This window comes from Limosilactobacillus reuteri subsp. porcinus (assembly GCF_036621895.1).
Lineage (GTDB): Bacteria > Bacillota > Bacilli > Lactobacillales > Lactobacillaceae > Limosilactobacillus > Limosilactobacillus reuteri_J.
This window is the reverse complement of record NZ_LN887355.1, coordinates 1-22,863: the sequence shown is the minus strand read 5'-3', so window position 1 is coordinate 22,863 and position 22,863 is coordinate 1. Positions and strand designations below refer to the sequence as shown.

General features: G+C 40.7%; 23 protein-coding genes and 1 riboswitch. Of the genes, 16 read left to right on the top strand and 7 right to left on the bottom strand.

Annotated elements, in window-relative coordinates; all coding sequences use genetic code 11:
• Positions 1-37: 37 nt before the first annotated feature.
• The 6 genes from AACL61_RS02400 to ribH all read left to right on the top strand — a co-directional run bounded on the left by AACL61_RS02400 (position 38) and on the right by ribH (position 4,905).
• Positions 38-163 carry a hypothetical protein gene (locus tag AACL61_RS02400; RefSeq protein WP_003666121.1) on the top strand — a complete coding sequence of 42 codons (126 nt, stop codon included), beginning with the start codon at positions 38-40 and terminating at the stop codon, positions 161-163.
• Between the two features lie 156 nt (positions 164-319).
• Positions 320-1,261: a pyrimidine-specific ribonucleoside hydrolase RihA gene (gene rihA, locus AACL61_RS02395; protein ID WP_339110939.1), complete on the top strand. Its 942-nt coding sequence runs from the start codon at positions 320-322 to the stop codon at positions 1,259-1,261.
• A gap of 60 nt (positions 1,262-1,321) precedes the next feature.
• Positions 1,322-1,462: riboswitch (FMN riboswitch) on the top strand.
• A 147-nt stretch (positions 1,463-1,609) separates the two neighbouring features.
• A complete protein-coding gene (gene ribD, locus AACL61_RS02390) occupies positions 1,610-2,668 on the top strand; it encodes a bifunctional diaminohydroxyphosphoribosylaminopyrimidine deaminase/5-amino-6-(5-phosphoribosylamino)uracil reductase RibD (protein ID WP_339110938.1) in 1,059 nt (352 codons plus the stop codon).
• Entirely contained in the window at positions 2,661-3,263 is a 603-nt protein-coding gene (locus tag AACL61_RS02385; RefSeq protein ID WP_339110937.1) for a riboflavin synthase, read from the top strand. Before ribD ends, AACL61_RS02385 begins: the two co-directional genes overlap by 8 nt.
• Positions 3,263-4,444 (top strand): GTP cyclohydrolase II, encoded by a 1,182-nt coding sequence (gene ribA, locus AACL61_RS02380; RefSeq protein ID WP_339110936.1) that lies wholly within the window; start codon positions 3,263-3,265, stop codon positions 4,442-4,444. The genes AACL61_RS02385 and ribA overlap by 1 nt, the downstream gene beginning before the upstream one ends.
• A gap of 2 nt (positions 4,445-4,446) precedes the next feature.
• The gene (gene ribH, locus AACL61_RS02375) at positions 4,447-4,905 is read left to right on the top strand and encodes a 6,7-dimethyl-8-ribityllumazine synthase (RefSeq protein ID WP_339110935.1); all 459 of its coding nucleotides are present in this window, start codon (positions 4,447-4,449) and stop codon (positions 4,903-4,905) included.
• Positions 4,906-4,950: 45 nt separating this feature from the next.
• Here the strand turns inward: ribH and AACL61_RS02370 are convergent, their stop codons facing one another.
• Positions 4,951-5,676, bottom strand: a complete 726-nt coding sequence (locus tag AACL61_RS02370) for a potassium channel family protein (protein WP_065867594.1) — start codon at positions 5,674-5,676, stop codon at positions 4,951-4,953.
• Positions 5,677-5,752: 76 nt separating this feature from the next.
• Positions 5,753-8,641 carry a YfhO family protein gene (locus AACL61_RS02365; protein WP_339110934.1) on the bottom strand — a complete coding sequence of 963 codons (2,889 nt, stop codon included), beginning with the start codon at positions 8,639-8,641 and terminating at the stop codon, positions 5,753-5,755.
• 168 nt (positions 8,642-8,809) lie between these two features.
• Here AACL61_RS02365 and AACL61_RS02360 point away from each other — a divergent pair, with 168 nt between their 5' ends.
• On the top strand, positions 8,810-9,994 hold the full coding sequence (locus AACL61_RS02360) for an MFS transporter (RefSeq protein WP_339110933.1): 1,185 nt from the start codon (positions 8,810-8,812) through the stop codon (positions 9,992-9,994).
• A 65-nt stretch (positions 9,995-10,059) separates the two neighbouring features.
• On the opposite strand, the gene AACL61_RS02355 is transcribed toward AACL61_RS02360, so the two are convergent.
• Both AACL61_RS02355 and AACL61_RS02350 read right to left on the bottom strand, forming a co-directional pair.
• Positions 10,060-10,635 (bottom strand): RNA polymerase sigma factor, encoded by a 576-nt coding sequence (locus AACL61_RS02355; protein ID WP_003672081.1) that lies wholly within the window; start codon positions 10,633-10,635, stop codon positions 10,060-10,062.
• 348 nt (positions 10,636-10,983) lie between these two features.
• Positions 10,984-11,358, bottom strand: a complete 375-nt coding sequence (locus AACL61_RS02350) for a PaaI family thioesterase (RefSeq protein ID WP_102815823.1) — start codon at positions 11,356-11,358, stop codon at positions 10,984-10,986.
• Between the two features lie 33 nt (positions 11,359-11,391).
• Here AACL61_RS02350 and menB point away from each other — a divergent pair, with 33 nt between their 5' ends.
• Together menB and AACL61_RS02340 are read left to right on the top strand one after the other, a co-directional pair.
• Positions 11,392-12,213, top strand: a complete 822-nt coding sequence (gene menB, locus AACL61_RS02345) for a 1,4-dihydroxy-2-naphthoyl-CoA synthase (RefSeq protein ID WP_102815824.1) — start codon at positions 11,392-11,394, stop codon at positions 12,211-12,213.
• An 18-nt stretch (positions 12,214-12,231) separates the two neighbouring features.
• A complete protein-coding gene (locus tag AACL61_RS02340) occupies positions 12,232-13,653 on the top strand; it encodes an o-succinylbenzoate--CoA ligase (protein ID WP_339110932.1) in 1,422 nt (473 codons plus the stop codon).
• A 98-nt stretch (positions 13,654-13,751) separates the two neighbouring features.
• Here AACL61_RS02340 and AACL61_RS02335 read toward each other — a convergent pair whose 3' ends face one another.
• The 3 genes from AACL61_RS02335 to AACL61_RS02325 are packed head-to-tail and all read right to left on the bottom strand — an operon-like array spanning position 13,752 to position 16,116.
• Positions 13,752-13,910, bottom strand: coding sequence for a FeoB-associated Cys-rich membrane protein (locus AACL61_RS02335; protein WP_019253388.1), 159 nt, complete (start codon positions 13,908-13,910; stop codon positions 13,752-13,754).
• A 6-nt stretch (positions 13,911-13,916) separates the two neighbouring features.
• Positions 13,917-15,908 carry a ferrous iron transport protein B gene (gene feoB / locus AACL61_RS02330; RefSeq protein WP_339110931.1) on the bottom strand — a complete coding sequence of 664 codons (1,992 nt, stop codon included), beginning with the start codon at positions 15,906-15,908 and terminating at the stop codon, positions 13,917-13,919.
• Position 15,909: 1 nt separating this feature from the next.
• Complete coding sequence (locus AACL61_RS02325) at positions 15,910-16,116, bottom strand: FeoA family protein (RefSeq protein ID WP_339110930.1); 207 nt, start codon at positions 16,114-16,116, stop codon at positions 15,910-15,912.
• A gap of 223 nt (positions 16,117-16,339) precedes the next feature.
• Here AACL61_RS02325 and sufC point away from each other — a divergent pair, with 223 nt between their 5' ends.
• The 7 genes from sufC to AACL61_RS02290 are packed head-to-tail and all read left to right on the top strand — an operon-like array spanning position 16,340 to position 22,779.
• Positions 16,340-17,137, top strand: a complete 798-nt coding sequence (gene sufC / locus AACL61_RS02320) for a Fe-S cluster assembly ATPase SufC (RefSeq protein ID WP_003666143.1) — start codon at positions 16,340-16,342, stop codon at positions 17,135-17,137.
• Between the two features lie 11 nt (positions 17,138-17,148).
• Entirely contained in the window at positions 17,149-18,438 is a 1,290-nt protein-coding gene (sufD, locus tag AACL61_RS02315) for a Fe-S cluster assembly protein SufD (protein WP_339110929.1), read from the top strand.
• Positions 18,419-19,657 carry a cysteine desulfurase gene (locus AACL61_RS02310; RefSeq protein ID WP_102816854.1) on the top strand — a complete coding sequence of 413 codons (1,239 nt, stop codon included), beginning with the start codon at positions 18,419-18,421 and terminating at the stop codon, positions 19,655-19,657. The genes sufD and AACL61_RS02310 overlap by 20 nt, the downstream gene beginning before the upstream one ends.
• A complete protein-coding gene (sufU, locus tag AACL61_RS02305; RefSeq protein ID WP_122481257.1) occupies positions 19,644-20,105 on the top strand; it encodes a Fe-S cluster assembly sulfur transfer protein SufU in 462 nt (153 codons plus the stop codon). The genes AACL61_RS02310 and sufU overlap by 14 nt, the downstream gene beginning before the upstream one ends.
• A complete protein-coding gene (sufB, locus tag AACL61_RS02300; RefSeq protein WP_003667919.1) occupies positions 20,098-21,507 on the top strand; it encodes a Fe-S cluster assembly protein SufB in 1,410 nt (469 codons plus the stop codon). Before sufU ends, sufB begins: the two co-directional genes overlap by 8 nt.
• 32 nt (positions 21,508-21,539) lie before the next feature.
• On the top strand, positions 21,540-21,872 hold the full coding sequence (locus tag AACL61_RS02295) for a metal-sulfur cluster assembly factor (RefSeq protein WP_003667917.1): 333 nt from the start codon (positions 21,540-21,542) through the stop codon (positions 21,870-21,872).
• Positions 21,873-21,888: 16 nt separating this feature from the next.
• A complete protein-coding gene (locus AACL61_RS02290; protein ID WP_019253383.1) occupies positions 21,889-22,779 on the top strand; it encodes a helix-turn-helix domain-containing protein in 891 nt (296 codons plus the stop codon).
• Positions 22,780-22,863 lie beyond the last annotated feature (84 nt).

Sequence of the window (22,863 nt, the reverse complement as noted above, 5' to 3'; positions counted from 1 at the left end):
GGTAGTGATAGGTTTTTGAACAAAGGAGTAGATTCTTATGAAGAAAAATAAAACTGAAAACAAAACTACACAACCTAAGAAGCATTCAAAGAAGAAGTTTACTATTTTAGCCCTTTTAGCAGGCGCTATTGCTTTACCAATTTATTTAGTAAAGAAAGCGTAAAATTATAACTTATATTGAAAAGGATCACGATTAGGTGGTCCTTTTATTATGTCTTTTTAAATTTTATTGATCGACATTAAACGGAATAATGTTCATTTGTTATAATTAATGTAACCGCTATAATTGCAATTCACAAAGAAAGGATGCCGATAATAAATGACCAAAAAGATAATTCTTGACTGCGATCCTGGACATGATGATGCATTGGCGTTAACGATGGCCATTGCTTCACCGAAGATTGATGTCCTTGCCGTAACAACTTCTGCTGGTAACCAAACACCAGACAAAACTTTAAATAATGCAATGCGGATGTTAGCCTTACTCCATCAAGAAGATATCCCGGTTGCTCAGGGAAATCAAACTCCGCTGGTCGAGCCGCTTGAAACTGCACCGGAAGTTCATGGTGAGACGGGGTTAGATGGTGCGAACCTTCCTGATCCCGATTTCAAAGTTCAACCAATTCCGGCTATTGAGTTGATTGCTAAAACTCTTCGTGAAAGTGATGAGAAAGTTACCTTAGTAGTTACCGGTCCAATGACAAATGCGGCCTTATTCTTGCGGGTCTATCCCGACTTGGCAAAAGAAAAGATTGATCAAATTGTCTTCATGGGTGGGGCAATGGGACTTGGCAATTGGCGACCATCAGTTGAATTTAATATTTTTGTTGATCCAGAAGCAGCTAAGATTGTAATGAACTTCGGCCTGCCTCTGGTAATGGCACCGTTGAACGTGACCCATAAAGCTCAGATTATGAAGGATGAGATTGAGCAAATTGGGCAAATCAATAATCCAGTTGCCCAGGCTTTCCACGGTCTCCTAAACTTCTTTGAACAGTATCATGAAAATCCAAAATGGGGTTTTAAAGGTGCGCCCCTCCATGACCCATGTACGATTGCTTGGTTGATTGATCCCACCATGTTCGGTACTGACAAAATGAATGTAGATGTTGAAACTCAGGGCGACCTTACACGGGGAGAGACGGTTTGTGACTACTATCAGTTAACTGATAAGCCCCAAAATACTGAAGTCCTCCTTGATATTGATCGTGAGAAATTCATCCAATTGATCATGGATACCCTACAAAGTTTTTCTAAATAACTAATTTATTGTTTACAAAAAGAAAGTGAAGAGTTACACTATATGTAAATTTAACAACTTAATTTTCTTCGGGGCAGGGTGAAATTCCCAACCGACGGTAACAAGTACGCTTGGAGTCCGTGACCCGTTAGCATTTATGTTAACGGTTGAACCAGTGAAAATCTGGTACCGACAGTATAGTCTGGATGGGAGAAGAAAACTAAAAATGACACAATCAGTTTAAACGTAAAGCCCCGGATAGCAGTGATGTTATCCGGTTTTATTTTTGCCGAGCTGTTTTTTTAAGTAACCATTTAACGCCCCGAGAGAAAATCTTAGGGCGTTTTTATTTTGGAAAGGATGGTTAGAGTGGAAGATGTTCATTTCATGCAAATGGCAATCGCTGAAGCAACAAAGGCTGGCAATGAAACCTGGAAAAATCCTCGCGTTGGGGCAGTTGTTGTGAAAAATGGTCAAGTTTTAGCGCGAGGTCATACTCACGAATATGGTGGAATTCACGCTGAACGGGATGCAATAGGTAAACTTACGCCGAAACAGTTACAGGGAGCAACTCTTTATGTCACGTTGGAACCCTGCAATCACTATGGGAAACAACCACCATGTAGTCAGGCGATTATTGACGCAGGTATCAGGAGGGTTGTGGTTGCGGAAACAGACCCGCACCAGCTTGTCACCGGGAAAGGGATTGCTACGCTTCAACAGCAAAATATTATTGTCAAAACGGGCGTCCTTAAAGAAGCAGCACAGGCCTTAAATCCGCATTACGATTTTTTCTATCGGTACCGACGACCATGGGTAACTTTAAAACAAGCAGTGAGTCTTGACTATCGCGTGGCCGCAGAAAAAGGTCAACGAACGGCGATTACTAATTCTGCTGTGGCAAAAATGGTTCATACCGAGCGTGGTAATTTTCAAGGAATCTTGATTGGAAGCCAAACCGCCATTATCGATAATCCAACTTTATTAACGACTAGTCCGACAAAGTTTCCGCCAGTAAGGATTGTTCTTGACCGCCGGGGACGTTTAAAAGATAATCCAACCTTACACTTGTTGACTGACGGGCAGGCACCTACTTGGATTTTTACGGAAAATAGTTCGCTACAAGATCAGTTTGCTAAAGATGTGCGAGTATTTTACCGACAAACATGGTCAATTACTGATATTTTACATGAACTTGGTCGACAAGAAATTCAATCTGTTTATGTAGAAGGTGGCCCTACAATTCATCAAGCGTTTTTACAGGAAGGCTTATTTGAAGAGCTTATTACATACGTAGCTCCCCACATGCTTGGCAAAAAAGGTGTTAGCGGCATGGAACTAGCTTGCCCAATGAATTTTACCCATCAGGAAATTAAAGTTTTAGAGAATAATATTAGGATTGCGGGAAGGAAGATTGATAATGTTTAGTGGTTTAGTTGCGGAAACGGGACGCATAGTAAAAATTACCCAGGATGGTGAAACGATTGAATTAGTGGTTGAACCTCATAGTGATGATTTTTTAACTACCGTGCAACTTGGCGATTCAATTGCGGTAAATGGGACATGTTTAACGGTCGTAGAAATCAATAACAATCAATTTACGACGATATTAATGCCGCAAACCTTTGAAAAGACAACGTTTAAAAACTTGGAAAAAGGATCCCTTGTAAATCTTGAACGTTCATTGCAAGTTGGCGCACGACTAGAAGGTCATATTGTAACGGGGCATGTTGACGAACTATCACGAGTTTTAAAGCGGACTGTCAATGAAAATGCTATTGAAGTGCAATTTAGTCTGCCACAACGCCTGCATGGTCAAGTGATAGCGCAAGGAAGTGTCGCGATTAATGGCGTAAGTTTAACAGTGATGGAAACTGGTGCCGACTGGTTTACGGTTGGGCTGATTCCGCACACTCAACTTGTTACTAACTTAGATGCGCTTAAAGTAGGGGATGAAGTTAATCTAGAAACTGATATTTTAGGCAAATATGTAGTCGCAAATTTACTAGGAGGCCGAAAATAATGGATGTAAAGAAAATTCAAGCAACGATTAAGCATTTGCAAGAAGGTGGTTTAGCAATTGTCATGGACGATGTAGACCGCGAAGCAGAAGGCGATTTGGTGGGGCTTGCTAGTGAAGCTACTCCCGAAAAGGTTAATTTCATGACTAAGTATGCCCGTGGATTGATGTGTGTTCCCATGGCACCGGAAGTAGCTGAACGATTGAAATTACCTCAGATGACTGCTGATAATTCAGATCCTTTTGGTACGGCTTTTACGATCAGCGTTGACCATCATTCGACAACAACGGGAATTTCAGCCTTTGATCGTTGGCGCACTATTACTCATCTTGCCGCACCGACTGCTAAAAACGAAGACTTCTACAAACCAGGTCATATCTTTCCTTTAGTTGCAAAGAAAAATGGAGTATTAGAACGAAATGGACATACTGAAGCTGCTGTTGACCTTGCGCGCTTAGCTGGGGTGGAACCAGTTGCTTATATCTGTGAGATTTTAAAAGACAATGGTGAAATGGCACGATCAGTTGAACTTCATGAGAAAGCAGCCGAATTTGGCTTACCCATCATTACGATCAAAGAACTTCAGGAATACCGGCAAAGTTTAGCGAGCAAACCAGTAGAAGAGGTGCATCTCCCGTCTCAGTATGGGGACTTTCACTTACGGTGGTTTGATGGCAATAATCTAGCGCTGATAAAGGGAGATATTGATCCAACTACTCCTGTAATGGTTCGCTTGCATTCAGAATGCTTTACTGGCGATGTTCTTGGTTCCCTTCGCTGTGATTGTGGTCCTCAACTTCATGAAGCAATGCGCCAAATTGAGAAAAACGGCAGCGGAATTATTATTTATTTGCGTCAAGAAGGCCGTGGAATTGGTTTAGCAAACAAGCTGCGGGCCTATCATTTGCAAGAACACGGCTATGATACTGTTGAGGCCAATGAAAAATTAGGTTTTGCGCCTGATGAACGGCAGTATGACCAAGCTATTGCGATTTTACATCAATTAGGAATAACCAAGATTAACCTACTTACTAATAATCCCGATAAAATTGCGCAATTACAACTTGGCGATATTGAAATCAATGAACAGATACCATTAGAAATAGCACCTAATAACTACGATGAGAATTACTTAATCACAAAGAAAAATAAATTTCATCACTTACTGAATCTGGAGGCTTAATCATGAAAGAATTTACTGGAAAATTTAATGTTCAAAGTGCAAAAATCGGGATTGTTGTTGCTGATTTTAACGAAACTGTCACTAAACAATTAGTGCAGGGAGCTACCGAAATGTTAGCTAAGTTTGACCTTGAAAACGTTGATGTATACCATGTGCCGGGAGCATTTGAAATTCCGTTTATGACAAAACAATTATTGGCAAAAAAGGAATATGATGGCATTTTGACGTTAGGCGCTGTTATCAAAGGTGAAACAGATCACTATGATTTAATTTGTCAAAATGTTGCTAGCGGCGTAATGAATCTTAACTTAACGAGCAATATTCCAATTACATTTGGCATCCTTACTACCGATAACATTGAACAGGCAATGCAACGAGCAGGACTCAAAGCGGGTAATGAAGGAGCGATCACTGCACAAAGCTTACTAGAGATGATTTCGTTAAATCGACAAATAAATTAAAAATAACCTCCATTCTTGGGTAAAACCTTGAATGGAGGTTATTTGCTAACGTTTATTTTTCTTAATCAAACGTTTGATTTCGTCTAACTCAGCCTTTAGTTGGCGATTTTCATGTTGGATTTTGACTAACTGAGCAGAAATCTTTCGTTCGTCTTTTTTGGCAAAGAACTCAGTAATCGTACTGGTAAGCATCCCAATAAAACCAATTCCCAAGAGCATCAGGACAATCGCGGCTGCCCGACCAATTCCGGTCTTAGGAATCACATCCCCGTAACCAATCGTAGTAGCAGTTGTAATTGCCCACCACAGGGCTGTTTCGTAAGAGACTTTCTCCGAGATGCAAAACATTGCAGCGGCTACCATTATGACAGCAATCGTAATGTACAAGTAGTAGAGCAACTCATTGCGCTCAAAGAAGACGCCCAGACGACCGGTAAAACCGACTAGACGCATAATTCGCATGAGTTTAAGCATCTGAAAGGTTCTACCAATTTGCCCAATTCGGAAGAGGAAGAAGAGGCTACTAGCAGGAATGATTGATAGAAGGTCAAAGATGTTATCTTTAACAAATTCGCGTTTATTTGGTGAAATAATTAGGCGGATAACGTAATCCGTAAAGAAGACCAACCAAATTCCATTGTCAATCATATTGTAAGGGTAGGTATCAATATTGATCCGCTTAGCATAATATGCGATCAGCATTCCAATCGAGATAACGGCTAAGATAGCCATAATAATTTGGTAGACAATGTAGGTAAACTTCTTATGCACGATTTTTTCTCCTGCCCATAAATTTAATCTTATCTTATTAAGCGTCTCTTAAAAGGGATGCAAGAATTATTCTGCTTTACTTGCGCTTCCGTTTCCATACGATCGTAATGATTCCGGCAAAAATGGTCCAGCCTAGGCCAATCAAGCTGAGTAATACGCCTAATTTGATTCCTGGCAACTCATAGCTAAAGGTAACATGATGAGTTCCGGCAGGTAAATATAATCCTAAGAAAGCCTGGTTTGTTCGTAAGGTAGTTGCCTTTTTACCATTAACTTTCACTGACCAACCAGTAGAATAAGGAATCGAAGAGGTAAGGACGCCAGGACGAGTAGTTTTAATCGTTCCCTGAACTTGGTTACGTTTGAATTTAACGTCCTCTAGACGATGGCGTTGCAATGTTTTAACTTCACGATAATAATTATTATCTAGTTTTTCTGCTACTACTCGGTACTTGAGCTCATAAGTTCCGAGTTTTGAAGGCTGGAAGGTGAGTGAAGTCGGAAGCTTGCCATCATAATAACCAATATTAAGGGTCGAATTAGTAACGTGCTTAAACAAGGAAAGGGTACTTTGCCGTGCTTGTTCAATCGTGGCGGTTCCAAACTTACTGCCGATATTAAGCTTAAAGCTAATATCAGGTGAACCATTTAAAACGTGGTAACGCCAATAGCGATAGTGGGTATAGCGCTGATTAATAACATTTCCGGGATTAAGGACGGTTTCCTTGAGATGTGCTTGTTCATAGGCAATCTGTTCTTTCATGGAGAAGGGGGTGTACTTAATCTTCGAAAATTCAATATGCAACTCGCTGCCCTTTAATTTTTGCTGCATTTTTTTACTTTGCAGCTCTGGTAATTGCAATTGATAAGTTTCTTCACTATCGGTATAGGTTAATTTAGCCGAGTTAACCTTATTCAAGCGGTTGGAAACTAACTCGCTTTTAAGGGGATAGACATGCGTCTTGAGCTTAGCGGCCTTCATTCCTCGGAGCTTTTCTTGCTTATCAACCAGAACACCGGTAGCTAAAATGCGTTCTTTTTCAGTTGGTGAGAGTGATTGATAATCTTTTTTGCTAATGTAGTTGTCTTGCCAGTAAAGCAATGGGAAGGCATAGTTCGTTTTATACCGCATCGTTTGCGTGGGTACAAATTCATCTTTGCTTTGCGGATTGCTTGGTTGTCCCTCATCGTAATTGATGACTGGATCAGTTGCTTTATCTAAAAAGTAACCAGCGGGAATCTTTGTCGCGTTATCACCATTGCTTTGAACAAAGAGATATTTAACGCCAAAGAAATTATTCATAATTGTCCGATCATCGGCTTGCCGAATGGGGATGTTAGCCTGATACTGGTTATTTTGCAGGCTTGTATTAAACTGTCCCAAATATTTATTTTGCAGTGAATAGTAAGAATCAATGTTATGCAATCTGGAAGTAAGGTCATTATCAAGGTTCGGGCCATCAATAATCTTATTTTGGCTAATTGTTGAAACGCGGTAAAAAGAATTGTTCTTCAAATCCTGATTAAGTTTACCGTAACGGTTACTGGTAATTGCCTGATACTCTCCCCGGCTCAACATACTACTAGAGAAATCACCATTATAAGGGAAAGCCGCGTAAATTGCATTCACCCCGGCGTTAAGCATTGTAATCGCTAGTAACCACCGGTAAGGATGAGCCAGTTTGTTTAAGTGAATCAACCAGATGGCCATTAGGGAGCCGATTAAGAAAATAACTGGCATAAAAATATCATTCTCATTGTCAAAGAAGAATGTTGCAATCAAGACAATGAGGTAAATCCCCGTTGCCCAACTTAGGACCGCCATTGTCTTTTGATCAAGCGTCGGAATGTTCTCTGCTAGAATACAGACGGCCATTGCTAATGGAAGATAGATCAAGAGCGTCCAACGGTTAGAAGCTGACATCATTCCGTTGAAGAAAGCACCGACTGCTGGAATTAGCAGCATGATGAGCGCTAGGCCAAGGCTGATCGTTAGCAGGGGGTACTTTCGCGGACGGGAATAAATGTAAACAAGGGCGATAAAACCAATTGAAACGATCCCTAGCGCAGACCAGAACATGAAATACCATTGACCACCGTTAATCAGTGACTTAGGCAAAAAGAGATAGTAGTAAAGAGGATAGGTTTTTAAACCATTAGCAAATAATGATCCAGTCCGGGTTGAATTTGTGACCGCGATAATTTCGGGGACAAGCAAAACCGCTGATAAGAGGACGCTAGTAATTGTCGCAAAGGCAAGTTTAAGAAAAGTTTTCCCGTAATTAAGTGTGCGACGATAATGCGTTCCTACGCGAAGAACAAGATAGAGGAATGAACCAATTCCTAAAACGTAAGCAAGGTAATAGTTGCTTACTAGCATCCATGTAAAGGCACCAGCAAGCGGCCAGGGTGATCCTTCTTGTAGTATCCGCTCAATCTGGACCACAATTAACGGAAAGATGATAAATGGCGTGGTAAAGAACGGCTGGGCGATACAAGCATAGAGTAAAAACGAATTGACCAGGTAGGTTGTTGCCCCCATCAAAATGACGCTATTGCGAAACTTAAAGTGTTGAGCGAAATAGACGAAAGCGAGGCCAACACAATACATCCGGATAATATTAATTACCTGGTAAGCGAGGGTAATCTTTGCCGCGGGAAAAAGCAGTGCAAGATAAGAGAAAACATCCCCAATTGTATAGTAAGAATATACTTGAAAGGTATCACTGCCTAGCCCCATTTGCCATGACCAGAAGTTTAGGCGGGGATGGTGGAAGAAGCTAATCAGTGCTTCTCGATACTTTGCTAGTAAGGGTAAATGCTGGTTGAGAGCATCTTTGCTGAGGATAAAAGTATGACCGGTAACTAAATATGTCCCGAAAATACATAAGGCTAAAAAGATGAATAAAATAGTATATTCACCATATAGTCTTTTTACCGGTCGTTTTTTTAATGAGAAATCCATAATTCCTCCTTGGATTAACAATCATTTTTTAGGATATCTCTAATATTTTAACAAAAAAATATTAAGAGTGACGTTCTTAATTTTAGCGGACATTCTTAGAATTTGGGTGGTAAGTTCTAAAATGATCAATTATAATAAAAAAGATCTTTATATTAAAGGGGTAATCTTATGAAAAATATAGGTAACTTTACAGTAGCAAAACGATGGGGATCTTTTCTGCTACTATATTTAGGATATATGGTTTTATTTGCTGACCGCACAGTGATGAATATTTCCCTTGCTTACATCGGTAAAGACTTTCATGTTGGGGCAGCAGCATTAGGGGCAACCGCCAGTGCGTTCTTCTTAGGGTACACTTTAATGCAGATACCTGGGGGATACTTAACTGATAAGTTTGGCAGTAAACTGATGGTGATTATTTCCCTGTTTGCCTGGTCGTTGATGACGATGGTGACTGGCTGGGCGTGGTCCCTTGCTGCCTTGATTGCGATTCGTTTTCTATTTGGGATTGCAGAAGGACCATATCCAGCAGCGGCATTAAAACGAATTTCTGAAAATTATGATAAGAGTGAGAAATCACAAGCAACTTCTGCCTTAATTTCATCGAATTATGCCGGGGCAGCAGTAGCACCACTAATTATTGTGCCAATTATTGCTAGCAGTGGTTGGCGAAATGCCTTTGTTTGGCTTGGGGTTGGTGGATTTATTATTTTACTTGCCTATTACCTGGTAGAACGGCCAATTAATAGCAGCCAAGCAAACGGGCAGGCGCGTCCCAAGATTGAATGGAAAAAGATTGACCACCGTGTCTGGGCCTTTGTAGTAATTGGACTTGCCCTGAATATCATTACTAAGGGCCTTGAAACCTGGATGCCAGTTTATTTCTTGCAAGAACAAGGAATTAACTTGAAGAACTTGGCATGGTTAGTGCCATTACCAGTTATTTCTGGAGGTATTGCAGCATTTATTTCTGGCTTTGTGATGGTGCACTTGTTTAAGAAGCATGAACGGTGGATGATTAGTATTGCTTCATTCCTGACATTGGTTTTCATGTTCGGTCTCTTCAAGTCAACTTCATTAGTAGGCGTTGTGATCTTTGATGTCTTGATCTATTTCGTTAAATCATTGGCATTTACTGGTATCTTTAGCTTCATTGCGCAGATTTTATCGGAGAAAACTTATGGATCATCAATTGGGATTGTTAACTTTGGTGGGCAGCTTGGTGGCTTTGTTGGTCCGCTCTTAATTGGGTGGATTGTCCAAGCAGCCGGCTCATATTCAGCCGCTTTCTTCGGCCTTGTTATCAGTGCATTGGTTGCAGTGATTGCATGTTTGTTTATTAGGAAAGCATAAAAAATAAGGTGTTGAGAGAAAATAAAAAGCTTTCTCTCAGCACCTTATTTTTGCTTTATAAGTCCTTACTTCATTAATACTTTTAATAGTTTGCCGTGGCAACGATGCAAGGCACTTTGGACGCTCCGTTTAGAGCAATCAAGGGTACCAGCAATCTCAGTTATCGAATAACCAGTATGGAGATAGACTAGTACTTTTCGTTCAAATGTAGAACAGTGGCAAAGTAAACGGTCAAGACTCTGCCGGCAATAAATAATGTCATCAGGGGAATGATGTAAAAAGTCGGTAAGTGTTTCAGCAAAATCATCGCTTAATGCGTAAAGACAGCCTGCTGGAATCCGTTTATGGGCCTGAGTTTGTCGTTGGATATCACGAATCCGGTTAGTTAAGCATTCCTTAAAAAAGCAGCTAAACATGCGCGGCCCCTGATTATTGTATAAACGAATAACTTCTAGCATTACAACGCGGGCTTCCTGTTCCCAATCCGCCAATTCAAGGCCGCTAATATTATATCGTTGCCACAGTCGGCGAACGAGCGGCCAATAACGGCGAAATAACTCTTCGAAGTCTTTATTGCTTCCGCGACGGGTATTGTTAATCAGCTTAAGGTACTTTTCTTCATCTTTTTCATTGAAGCGCATATCAAAAATGCTCTCCTTTAAAACTATAATTTACGCGACATGCTTCCCATCATAGTGTTTGTCCTATTTATTTTTCTTCTCCCCAAATAGGTAAACTGACGACCTAAAAGAAGGGATTCATTCCTTAATTTAGGCAAGATAAAACGGTTTAATTTTATCACGCAGTTCGCCTCGCGTTGGTATTAATTTATCAAATGTCTTATTTTAGAACAATAACGGAATTTGTATAATCAGAACGATTAATCGAACGTTAAGGCGAGAAAAGTATAGTAGTAAAGATGAATAACCATTTTTTATAATTCTGAATAATTTTATTTTCGAATAATAATTAAAGAAATGATCAGAAAATTAAGGCCGGGGTTGATTGATCAAAGTAACTATACTGGTACTAGTGCATTGATCATTACAATGGATATCGACTTGCCAGGTTTGGATTCGTCGGCCACATTTAATCGGCGTTGCAATGGCCCTTAATTCACCATTCGATACCGCAATGAGGTGCTCTGTGGTAATATTAACACCGAGAGCTATTTGATCTTGTTGACGATCAGCTAACCATTGATTGGCACCTAAGGAAGCTGCGGTTTCAGCGAGGACTGCATTTATTCCCCCATGAACGATTCCATAAGGTTGCTTGAGCTTATCACTTACTTTAACAGTGATAACACACTTGTTGGCTGTGACTGATTGAGTTTGAATATCTAAATTTTCTAATAGGTTCATTATTATTGACCTCACAAAAGGAGTAGAGTAGTTATGACAACAGTTGATTGGCAACCAGTTAAAGATTATTCTGAAATTATTTTTGAACGAGCGGGAAAGATTGCAAAAATTACAATGAATCGTCCAGAAAAGATGAACGCCTTTACCCCCGTTACAATTCAAGAAATGATCGACGCGTTTACCATCTGTCGTGATGATAGCACAATTGGGGTGATTATCCTAACTGGTGCTGGTGATAAGGCTTTCTCATCTGGTGGTGACCAAGGAGTTCGTGGTAATGGTGGATACGTTGGTCCAGATAAGATTGCTCGTCTCAATGTCCTTGATTTGCAGCATTTAATCCGGATTATCCCTAAACCAGTCATTGCGATGGTAAAAGGTTGGTCAGTTGGTGGCGGAAATATCTTACAACTTGTCTGTGATTTAACAATTGCTGCTGACAATGCCAAATTTGGGCAAACCGGTCCCAAGGTCGGTAGTTTTGATGCTGGCTATGGGTCTGGTTACCTTGCCCGCGTGATCGGTCACAAACGGGCAAAGGAAGTCTGGTTCTTAAACCACTTCTACAGTGCCGAAGAAGCCTACCAGATGAACTGGATTAATAAAGTTGTGCCATTAGACCAAGTTGAATCGGTTACCTTGGACTGGTGTAATGAAATCTTGAAGAAGTCACCAACGGCATTACGGTTTATTAAGGCTGCCATGAATGCTGATACTGATGGACTGGCTGGCCTCCAACAACTCGGTGGTGATGCGACGATGCTCTTCTACACCACTAATGAAGGTAAAGAAGGGCGCGATGCCTTTAACGAAAAACGGGACCCTAATTTTGACCAGTTCCCTAAATTCCCATAAATAAAAGAGGCAATTTAAATGGAAACACAAAACTGGCTATTAAAGCAAGCAGCAACTCAGCCGAACCAGATTGCGATTGACGATGGTAATGAACGCCTATCATTTGCTGAATTAAAAAAACAGGTAGAGATACTCGTGGGAAAAATTGACCACCTTAATCCTGGTTCGCGGGTAGGTCTCCTAGCTACTAATAGTCTGATGAGCTATAAATTAGCACTAGCGATCATGTGTAGTGGCCGCACGATTGTCTGGTTGAACTGGCGGCTTGCTGGTGAAGAACTTGAACGACAGATTAAAGATAGTGGACTTCAGTTGTGTTTGGTTGAAAATACTCTCTGGCGATCAGGGATGACGGATCCTTTTAAGTCTTACAGTGCGTTCTTGATAACAAGTGCTGATCCAGGAGAGCTAATTCCAGTATTTAAATCAAACTGGGTAGCCAGCATCATGTATACTTCTGGGACGACTGGTAAGCCTAAAGGAGTTTTGCAAACTTTTGGCAACCATTTTTATTCAGCAGTCTCTTCTGCATTGAATTTAGGTTTATCGTCCGCAGATAAGTGGTTATGCGTGGCACCGATCTTCCATATTAGTGGCTTTTCGATTATTATGCGGGGATTAATTTACGGGATGACTGTTCGCTTGGTTGAGAAGTTCCGTGCTGAAGAAATTGAACGAATTTTAGCAAATGAAACGGTCACTATTATGTCGGTTGTGCCTTTTATGCTGAAAAAGCTCATTCAGCAGCAAAATAAGACTAATACGCACTATAATTCAGCATTTCGTTGTATGTTACTTGGGGGCGGAACGATTGATCGAGAAACGCTCGAAGCATGTTTGCAACGGTCCATACCTGTTGTTCAATGTTATGGAATGACGGAAACATGTTCCCAAATTGTTGCATTACGGTCAGCTGATGCACTCCTAAAATTAGGATCAGTTGGGCAGCCGCTATTCTCAACCCAACTAAAACTTAGTAAAGATGGTGAAATTCTGCTGAAAACACCGGCTTTAACTCCGGGCTATCTTAACCTGCCTGATAAGTTGACTTCTAAAATGATTGATGGTTGGTACCGGACAGGAGATGTTGGTCACCTGGATAAAGAAGGGTACCTCTATATCGATGGCCGCGCAGATGAAATGTTGATCTCTGGCGGAGAAAATATTTTCCCCCAAGAAGTTGAGCAGGTCTACCAACGTTACCCACAAATTAATGAAGTTGCAGTCGTTGGTCAAAATGATTCTGTCTGGGGACAAGTACCAGTTGCCTTTGTCGTCAGTGATCGTCGTCTTTCTACAACCAAGCTAATGAATTATGGTTATGGACATCTGGCGCGCTATAAGGTTCCTCAACACTATATTTTCGTTTCAGAATTGCCGAAAAACGCAAGTGGCAAGATTCGCCGGTTTATGTTACGAGAAAAATTGAATAATGAGTAAAAAAAACGAGGCTGGGAGAAAACTTTTGTTTTCTCTCAGCCTCGTTTTCACGAACAATAGCAAGATAACGTGGAAAATAACCACACGTCTCCAGATTTTTATAATTGCTTTTTATTCTTTGCCAGCTTTTTGATTTCACAATCGTAGTCACAAGCTGCACATTTACCTTGTTTGCCTCGTTGAAAAGTCTTAACGAGGAGGTAAAAAGCTAACGCAATAATTGCAGCAATAATAATAACGTTAATAATTAATTTCATTTTAAATCACCCAATAAACAATCGACCAACCTGAAAGATAATAAATGCAAGCCCATACGCAACGACTAAACTGGATGCAACAGAATAAAGCATCCACTTTGTAGAACCAGTTTCTTGTTTGATAGTTGCTAACGTTGCAAAACATGGTGCATATAAGAGAATAAAGACTAGTAACGTATAAGCAGAAAGGGGAGTCATAAACTGACCAAGTGAAGCAATGAGGAATGCTTTACTGCTTGTATGGAACATTACCATCATACTAGAAGTAATAACCTCTTTGGCAAGGATCCCTGTAAACAAAGCACTAATTGGCTGCCACTGGTCAATACCAATTGGCTTAAAGACCGGAACAAGGATGTGTCCAAGGTCGGCAGCAAAACTATTAGCCGAATTAGTAACAAAACCACTAGGACCAAAACTTGATAATATCCAGATTAAAACAGTTCCAGCAAAAATAATTGTCCCAGCCTTTTTTATAAATCCCTTACCTTTATCCCATGTGCCGTGCCAAATTATATCAAGACGGGGAAGATGATAGTGCGGGAGTTCAACTACAAACACTGAGCTTTCTTTTACCTTAAAGATTACTTGATAGAATTTTGCCATTGCTAAAGCCACGACAATCCCTAAGAAGTAGACTGATAAAACAATCAGTGCTTGATGACGTGGGAAGAAGGCGGCAACGAATAAACTATAAATCGGTAAGCGGGCTGAACAGCTCATAGACGGCATGATTAAGGTAGTAATCAGTCGTTCTTTAGGCTGTTCAATTGTTCGCGCGGCCATGATTCCCGTAACATTACAACCAAAACCAATAATTAATGGGATAAAAGATTTGCCGTTTAAACCAATCATCTGCATAACCCGGTCTGTTACTAAAGCTGCCCGCGCCATGTAACCAGAGTCCTCAAGCAGGGAAATACAGGCAAAGAGCATGAAGATTTGCGGAATAAAAGCTAAAACTCCTCCAACTCCGGCAATAATACCGTTAACGACTAGCGACCGTAATGCGGGAATTGCCCCGAGACTAGCTAAGGTTTGGTCGGCGGTAGTTGAAACCGGGCCTGATATAAATTGATCAAGCATATCCGAAAGTGGCGTGCCAACCCAATCAAAAGATAGTTTAAACATTATAAAGAAAATTAAGACGAAAATTGGTAAGCCAAGAATCGGATTGGTAACGATTTTGTCGATTCGACTTGTTAGCTCAACTTGACCACCATTGCTAAGTGGATGCCGCGCCTGATCAAGCGTGTCCTCAATAAACTGTAACCGGACTTCAAAGATCTGGTCAGCAAACTTTTGCGCATCATAATATTTTTGTTGCGAAAGCAGGGGAGTTAGCTCTTTTTCCTGGGCAAATTTGCGGATTACTTTATTCTTACTTATGAATTGAATCGATAACCAACGCGCAACTTGGGGTGCAAAAGAATAATCGCTTTCCAGCGCTGTACTTGCCTGCCTGATTGCCTGTTTGATCATCGGGGGATAATCTAAATCTAGTTGGGTAGGATGGAGCGAATTATAATTGATAGTTTCTTTTCGTAATTGATCAATTCCTTGGTGTCCGCGTGCATTTGTTGTCATTACTTTACAACCCAGCCTTTTTTCAAGCAGGTCAAGGTCGTAGTCATACCCTGATCGACGGAGGTCATCAATCATGTTAAGAACCAATACAACAGAATAACCGAGTTCCAATACCTCGATTGTTAGCAAAAGGTTTCGTTTTAACTGACTAGCATTTGTAATATTTAAGACCATATTAGGTTGGTTATGCATTAAGTAGTTAGTTACCACTGCTTCGTCTTTTGTCAAAGGATCGAGTGAATATACACCAGGTAAATCGATGATAACAATATCTGTTCCCTTAAGCGTCCCTTGTTTCTTTTCAACTGTGACTCCTGTCCAATTACCAACGTAGGCGTATTTATCAGTGAGCGAGTTAAACAGGGTCGTTTTGCCAGTATTAGGGTTTCCAATCAGCGCAACTGTTGTCATCTCACTTTGCCTCCGTAAGCAATGCGAAAACGGTGTACCGCAAACCGATTTGTTGGTGGTCATTTTCGATTATCACTGGGCCATGAAAGGGGTATTTTTGAACTACTTTAATCGGACACCCTTCACACAAGCCCATATCATGTAGTCGGGCGGCAGTGGCTGTATTTAAACAGTCAAATGAGTGAAGAATATAATTTTGTTGAATCATTATTGCTACCTGCCTCCTTGAATATTCCGAAATTATATAAACACTATATTCTATCTTCATTATACACTCAAATCACCCCTTGAGAAAGCGCTTGAAATAAATTAAAATGAGTAGTTTTATTTTTTTATTATTCGGATATAATAAGAATGTAAAGAATTTATTGATATTTATGGAATATTTACCGAGAATATTTTGGAATATTTCGGTCAGGAGGATGAATTTTATGGCAACACTAGAAATAAAGGATCTTCACGTTTCAGTTAAAGATGAAGAAAGCAAAGAAGAAAAGGAGATCCTTAAAGGGGTTAACCTCAAGATGAAGACTGGAGAAATTCATGCAATTATGGGACCAAACGGAACTGGTAAGTCTACTCTTTCTCAAACCATCATGGGTCACCCTAACTATCATGTTACGCAAGGAGATATCCTTCTTGACGGGGAGAGCATTGTTGACATGCCAGTTGATGAACGGGCACGAAAAGGTCTTTTTCTTGCAATGCAATATCCCGCTGAAATTCAAGGGGTTACTAATGCTGAATTCCTTCGAGCAGCGATCAATGCTCGGCGCCCTGAAGATGATCAGATTTCAGTAATGGACTTTATTAAGAAACTCGACAAGAACTTAGAATTGCTTGATATGAGTCAATCCATGACTGAACGTTATCTTAATGAGGGTTTCTCTGGTGGTGAAAAGAAGCGGAATGAGATTTTGCAGCTTTTAATGATTGAACCTAGTTTTGCGATTCTTGATGAAATTGACTCTGGACTTGACATTGATGCTCTTAAGGTGGTTTCAAAGGGCGTTAACTCAATGCGGGGCGACAACTTTGGTTCATTAATTATTACCCACTATCAACGCCTTTTGAACTACATCGTTCCCGATACGGTTCACGTAATGATGGGTGGCCGAATTGTAAAAACTGGTGGCCCTGATCTTGCTAAGAAACTTGAAGATGAAGGTTACGCTGGCTTACGTGACGAATTAGGTCTTGATATCAAACTTGTAGATGATGAAGACTAGGAGGCAGTTTGATGACAGAATTAAACTCAGCAAAAGAACAAATAATTGCTGCTAGTAAGGCAAATAATGAACCTCAGCAATTGATTGATCGCCGGCTTAGTGCTCGTGAGTTGATGGAAAAGCTCCGTTTGACGCGGATGCAACGGTTCGATTTTCGAACTTGGCCCCTTATTGCGGAGCGGCCATTGAAATGGATTGAATCAGATGCCAGCTTAGTTGAAAAACCAGCCGCCGATGATGAAGTAATTAAGGTAACCCAGTTGGGACAAACTTTGCTCCACGTTAACTTGCCGCAAAAGCTTCAAGATCAGGGGGTTATTCTAACAGATATCTTTACTGCTGCTCGTGAATATCCTGAACTTTTCAATAAATACTTCATGACTGCTATTAACCCCGAAGAAAACCTCTTAACTGCTTATCATCTTGCCTATCTTAATGCCGGTTTATTCCTCTATATTCCAAAGAATGTTGAAATGGAAAAGCCGATTGAGGCCGAGATTATTCAGGACAGCACTCAAGATGAGCCCCTGATTTCGCATATTCTAGTAATTGCCGATCGTGGCAGCCGCATTAAGTTTATTCAACACCTTACAACGGTTGGTGACCACGAGAATGCCGCTAATATGATGATTGAATTAATGGCGCAGGAAAATAGTGAGATTGACTTTTCTTCCTTAGATGAATTTGGTCCCCATACCCATACTTACTTTAAGCGGCGTGCCGACATTGGCAAGGATGCGCACGTTGAATGGGCAGTTGGCTTGATGAATGATGGTAACACAGTTGGTGACATGGATTCCGAATTGCTAGGTGATGGGGGTTATGCTAACTCAAAGATGATTGCCGTAACTACTCGTGACCAAGAAGTTGGCGTCAACAACCGCGTCACCAACCACGGTAAGCATACCACCGGATTGATAAACCAGCGGGGTGTCATTCTTGAAAAATCTGAATTGATTTTTAATGGAATTGGGCAAATTATTCATGGTGCTCATGGGGCAAAGGCAGACCAACAAAACCGGGTATTGATTATGTCCGATCAAGCACGGGGAGATGCTAACCCAATTCTGTTAATTGACGAAAATGATGTTGAGGCAGGACATGCGGCTAGTGTTGGCCCAGTTGATCAACAACAAATGTATTACTTAATGAGTCGGGGAATTCCGCGCGCGCAAGCAGAACGAATGGTTATTCGAGGATTCTTAGGAGCAGTCTTGAGTGCAATCCCAGCAGCAGATGTACGGAATAAGTTAATTACGATTCTTGAAAGGAAGCTCGCCGATGGACAACAATACGAATGATTATTTAGCCGACTTTCCAGCCCTTAATCAGTGGGTTAATGATGAACGCTTAGCCTACCTTGATAATGCTGCGACTGTTCAGCGCCCGCGTCAGGTAATTCAGGCACTTGTTAACTTTTATGAACAAGATAATGCAAATGTTCATCGAGGAGTTCATACCCTAGCAGAACGTGCAACTAAGGATTATGAAGAAGCACGAAAAAAAGTGCAAAAGTTTATTAACGCGTCGAGTGCTAATGAGATTATCTTTACCAAGGGGTGTACGGATGGGTTGAATCTCGTCGCTGCAACCTATGGCGAACAAAATATTCAATCTGGTGATGAGATTGTTATTTCAATAATGGAACACCATAGTAACCTTATTCCTTGGCAACAATTAGCTAAGGAAAAGGGTGCTACCCTGAAATATATTGAATTAACTCCAGATGGCGAACTTGATCTTGCAGATGCTAAAAAGAAAATTACCGATAAGACAAAGATTGTGGCAGTAGCTCATGCTAGTAATGTATTAGGAACAGTGACGCCCTTGAAAGAATTAGCAACGATTGCGCACCAACATGGGGCAATCGTTGTCGGTGATGGAGCGCAAGCGGTTCCGCATATGCCAGTCGATGTGCAAGATCTTGATGTTGACTTTTACGCTTTTTCTGGTCATAAGATGATGAGTCCAATGGGAATTGGGGTTTTATACGGAAAAGAGAGTTTATTACGAGCGATGCCTCCTTACCAATACGGTGGGGAAATGATTAATGATGTTCACCGGGATGAGAGTACATGGGCTGATATCCCGTTTAAATTTGAAGCGGGAACCCAAAATATTGCCGGGGCAGTTGGTCTTGGAGCCGCAATTGATTATTTAAATGGTATTGGAATGGATAGGATTGTGCAAAAAGAACAGGAACTTGTTAATTATGTTTTACCCAAGTTAATTGCTATTCCAGATGTCGAGGTTTATGGTCCGCAATCGCCAGCAAAGCATACTGGGGTAATTGCCTTTAACATCAAAGGCCTTCATCCCCATGATGTTGCTACGGCCCTTGATATGGATGGGGTAGCAGTCCGCGCCGGTCACCATTGTGCGCAGCCACTCATGGAAGACTTGGGAGTAACAGCAACCGCTCGTGCCAGTTTTTATTTTTACAATACTAAAGAAGATGCTGATCAATTAATTAACGCAATCAAGGAAACAAAGGAGTTCTTTAACATTGGGACTATCTAAGTTAAATGGTTTATACCGTGAAGTGATTCTCGATCATGCCGATCATCCACATAATAAGGGAGAATTAGCAACTACTACGAATGCAATGACCCTTCATAATCCTACTTGTGGAGATACGATTAATCTTCAGGTCGAAGTAGAAGATAACAAGATCAAAAATATTGCCTATACTGGTGATGGTTGTACCATTAGTCAAGCATCAGCAAGTATGATGACCGATGCTGTTAAAGGAAAAACAACTGAAGAAGCCCTTGCGATGGCAAAGACTTTTTCTGATATGGCAATTGGCAAAGAACATTCAGAAGCTGACTTGGATCAACTAGGAGATGCCCGGATCCTTACCAGTATTATGGAATTCCCAGCTCGAATAAAATGTGCCACGCTCTCATGGTGGGCATTACAACGAGCACTGTTGAAGGATAGCGAGGAGGAAGAAAATAATGAGTAATGATGCAGCTAGCATTATAAATAATAATGACCAGTACGAATACGGCTTTCACGATAACGTTGAGCCGGAATACTCAACTGGGAGAGGGTTAACAGAAGAAACTGTCCGCGAAATTTCAGCTGCTAAGCATGAACCTAAATGGATGCTAGATTACCGGCTTAAAGCCTACAAGATTTATAAAGAATTGCCGATGCCAAAATTTGGGCCGGATTTATCAGAGTTAGACCTTAAGAACATGCTTTACTACCAAAAAATGACTGATAAAAAGTTTCGCGACTGGGATGATGTGCCCGAAGATTTAAAACGGACTTTTGATCGCTTAGGAGTTCCGGAAGCAGAGCGAAAATACCTTGCCGGTTCATCTGCTCAATATGAATCCGAAGTTGTTTACCACAATATGAAAAATGAGTTTGAGAAGTTAGGGATTATTTTTACCGATACGGATACGGCCTTAAAAGAATACCCAGAATTATTTAAGAAATGGTTTGGTAAATTAGTTCAACCAACTGATAATAAATTTGCGGCCCTAAATGCAGCAGTATGGTCGGGTGGTTCATTTATTTATGTACCAAAGGGCGTTAAGACAAAGACGCCAATTCAATCTTACTTCCGGCTTAATGCGGAAAACTCAGGACAATTTGAGCGAACCTTGATTATTGTTGATGAAGGGGCAAGTGTTGATTATGTTGAAGGATGTACTGCTCCCAATTACTCTTCTGATAGTCTCCATGCTGCGGTTGTTGAAGTTAACGTCTGCAAGGATGCTTATTGTCGTTACACAACTATTCAGAACTGGTCTGATAATGTTTATAGTCTAGAAACAAAACGGGCAGCAGCAGCAGAAAATGCAACCATGGAATGGGTCGATGGGAACCTTGGCTCAAAAGTCACGATGAAGTACCCAAGCGTCTACCTTAATGGTGAGGGGGCACGGGGAACCATGCTTTCCATCGCAGTTGCCAGCAACGGAATCCACCAAGATTCGGGAGCCCGAATGATCCACAATGCTAAAAACACATCTAGTTCAATTGTTTCGAAATCGATTGCTAAGACGGGGGGCTCAACTGATTACCGCGGAACGGTCCGCTTTGGTAAGCACTCTGATGGCTCTAAAGCCCACGTTGAATGTGATACGATCATTATGGATGACCAATCATCCTCAGATACGATCCCATATAATGAAATTGACAATGCCCATGTCGCAATGGAACATGAGGCAAAAGTATCTAAGATCTCTGAAGAACAACTTTACTATCTTATGAGCAGGGGAATTTCAGAAGCAAAGGCAACTGAAATGATTATTATGGGCTTTGTGGAACCATTTACGAAGCAATTGCCAATGGAATATGCCGTTGAATTGAATCGTTTGATCAGTTTTGAGATGGAAGGTTCAATTGGTTAATTGAATTAACAAATAAGTTTGGAGGAACGTTTATGGCTGACGAAAAAGATACCCCCTTTTCCCCAATTGAAAATAAAGTGATGGATGCGTTGGAAGAAGTTATTGATCCAGAATTGGGGATTGACCTCGTTAACCTTGGCCTTATTTATGATGTTAAGGTTGATGATAATGGTGAATGTACGGTTACAATGACTTTAACGACAATGGGTTGTCCATTAGGCGACATTTTGAATCGCGACATTACCAAGGCAGTTACTTCTGTTGAAGGTGTAACTAAATGTAATATTAATCTTGTGTGGGAGCCGGTTTGGGATTTGTCAAGAATGAGCAGGTTTGCTAAAATTGCATTAGGAATTCACGGCTAGATATAGGAGGTCAGACATGGATATTAAACGCTTTGTTTATCAACGAAAGAGGCTTGGCTATTCACAAGTTGCTTTAAGCAAGGGGATTTGTACCCAGTCGACCTTAAGTAAGTTTGAAAGCAATGGTCAAGTACCATCACTCACGATTCTGGCGCAGCTTTGCGACCGTCTAGGACTAACGATTGATGATTTAAGCAAAGACAATACATCCTCAATTCGTTATATGAGAAGTCTGCTTGACCAGATTGAATTGGCTTTAATGATTGAACACTTTCCTCAGGCAGTTAGTAACCTTAAGAAGATTCGGCTTGAAGAGTTAAAATCGCCACAAGATCGGATGCAATATTATTATTTAAAAGGGATGATTTATACTTTAACTAATAATAACGCATCGACAAGTCTCTTTAACTTTACTAAGATTTTAGATGAACTGGATGAGCAACATCGGACGATCTTTTCACCATTAGCATATTTAGGATCAGGAATCTTATATGCACGACAAAATTCAATGGAACATGCTGATTTCTTTTTCTCAAAGGTTATTTCATTCTTAAGATCAAAGGCCGATGAAGACTTAGCAGGCGTTGATCGGAATTATTATCTACGGATTGTAACGATGATGTACTACGCTGCCGAGTACCATTCATTAAATAAGCGGCTAGAGGTTAGTAACCAAGTTTTGGAGGCTACGACAAAGATCTGTGCTAGCAATCACGTTACTTATTTCTTACCACGTATCAAATTACTAGAAGCAAATAATGCAATTGAGTTAGGAGAAAGCTCGAAAAAAATACGCCGGCTTTTAACTGAAGCAGAGGTATTTGCTCGCTTCAATAAAAACAATGTTGTTGAAGTTCAAGTAGCTGCCCTGTTAAATAACTTTGATAAGACGATTAGTAATAAATGAAAATCATAACCACCCGTCAAACGGGTGGTTTGCACATCGGCTATAAGCCGATAATAAAAGCCGGCGTCTCAAGGCGCTGGCTTT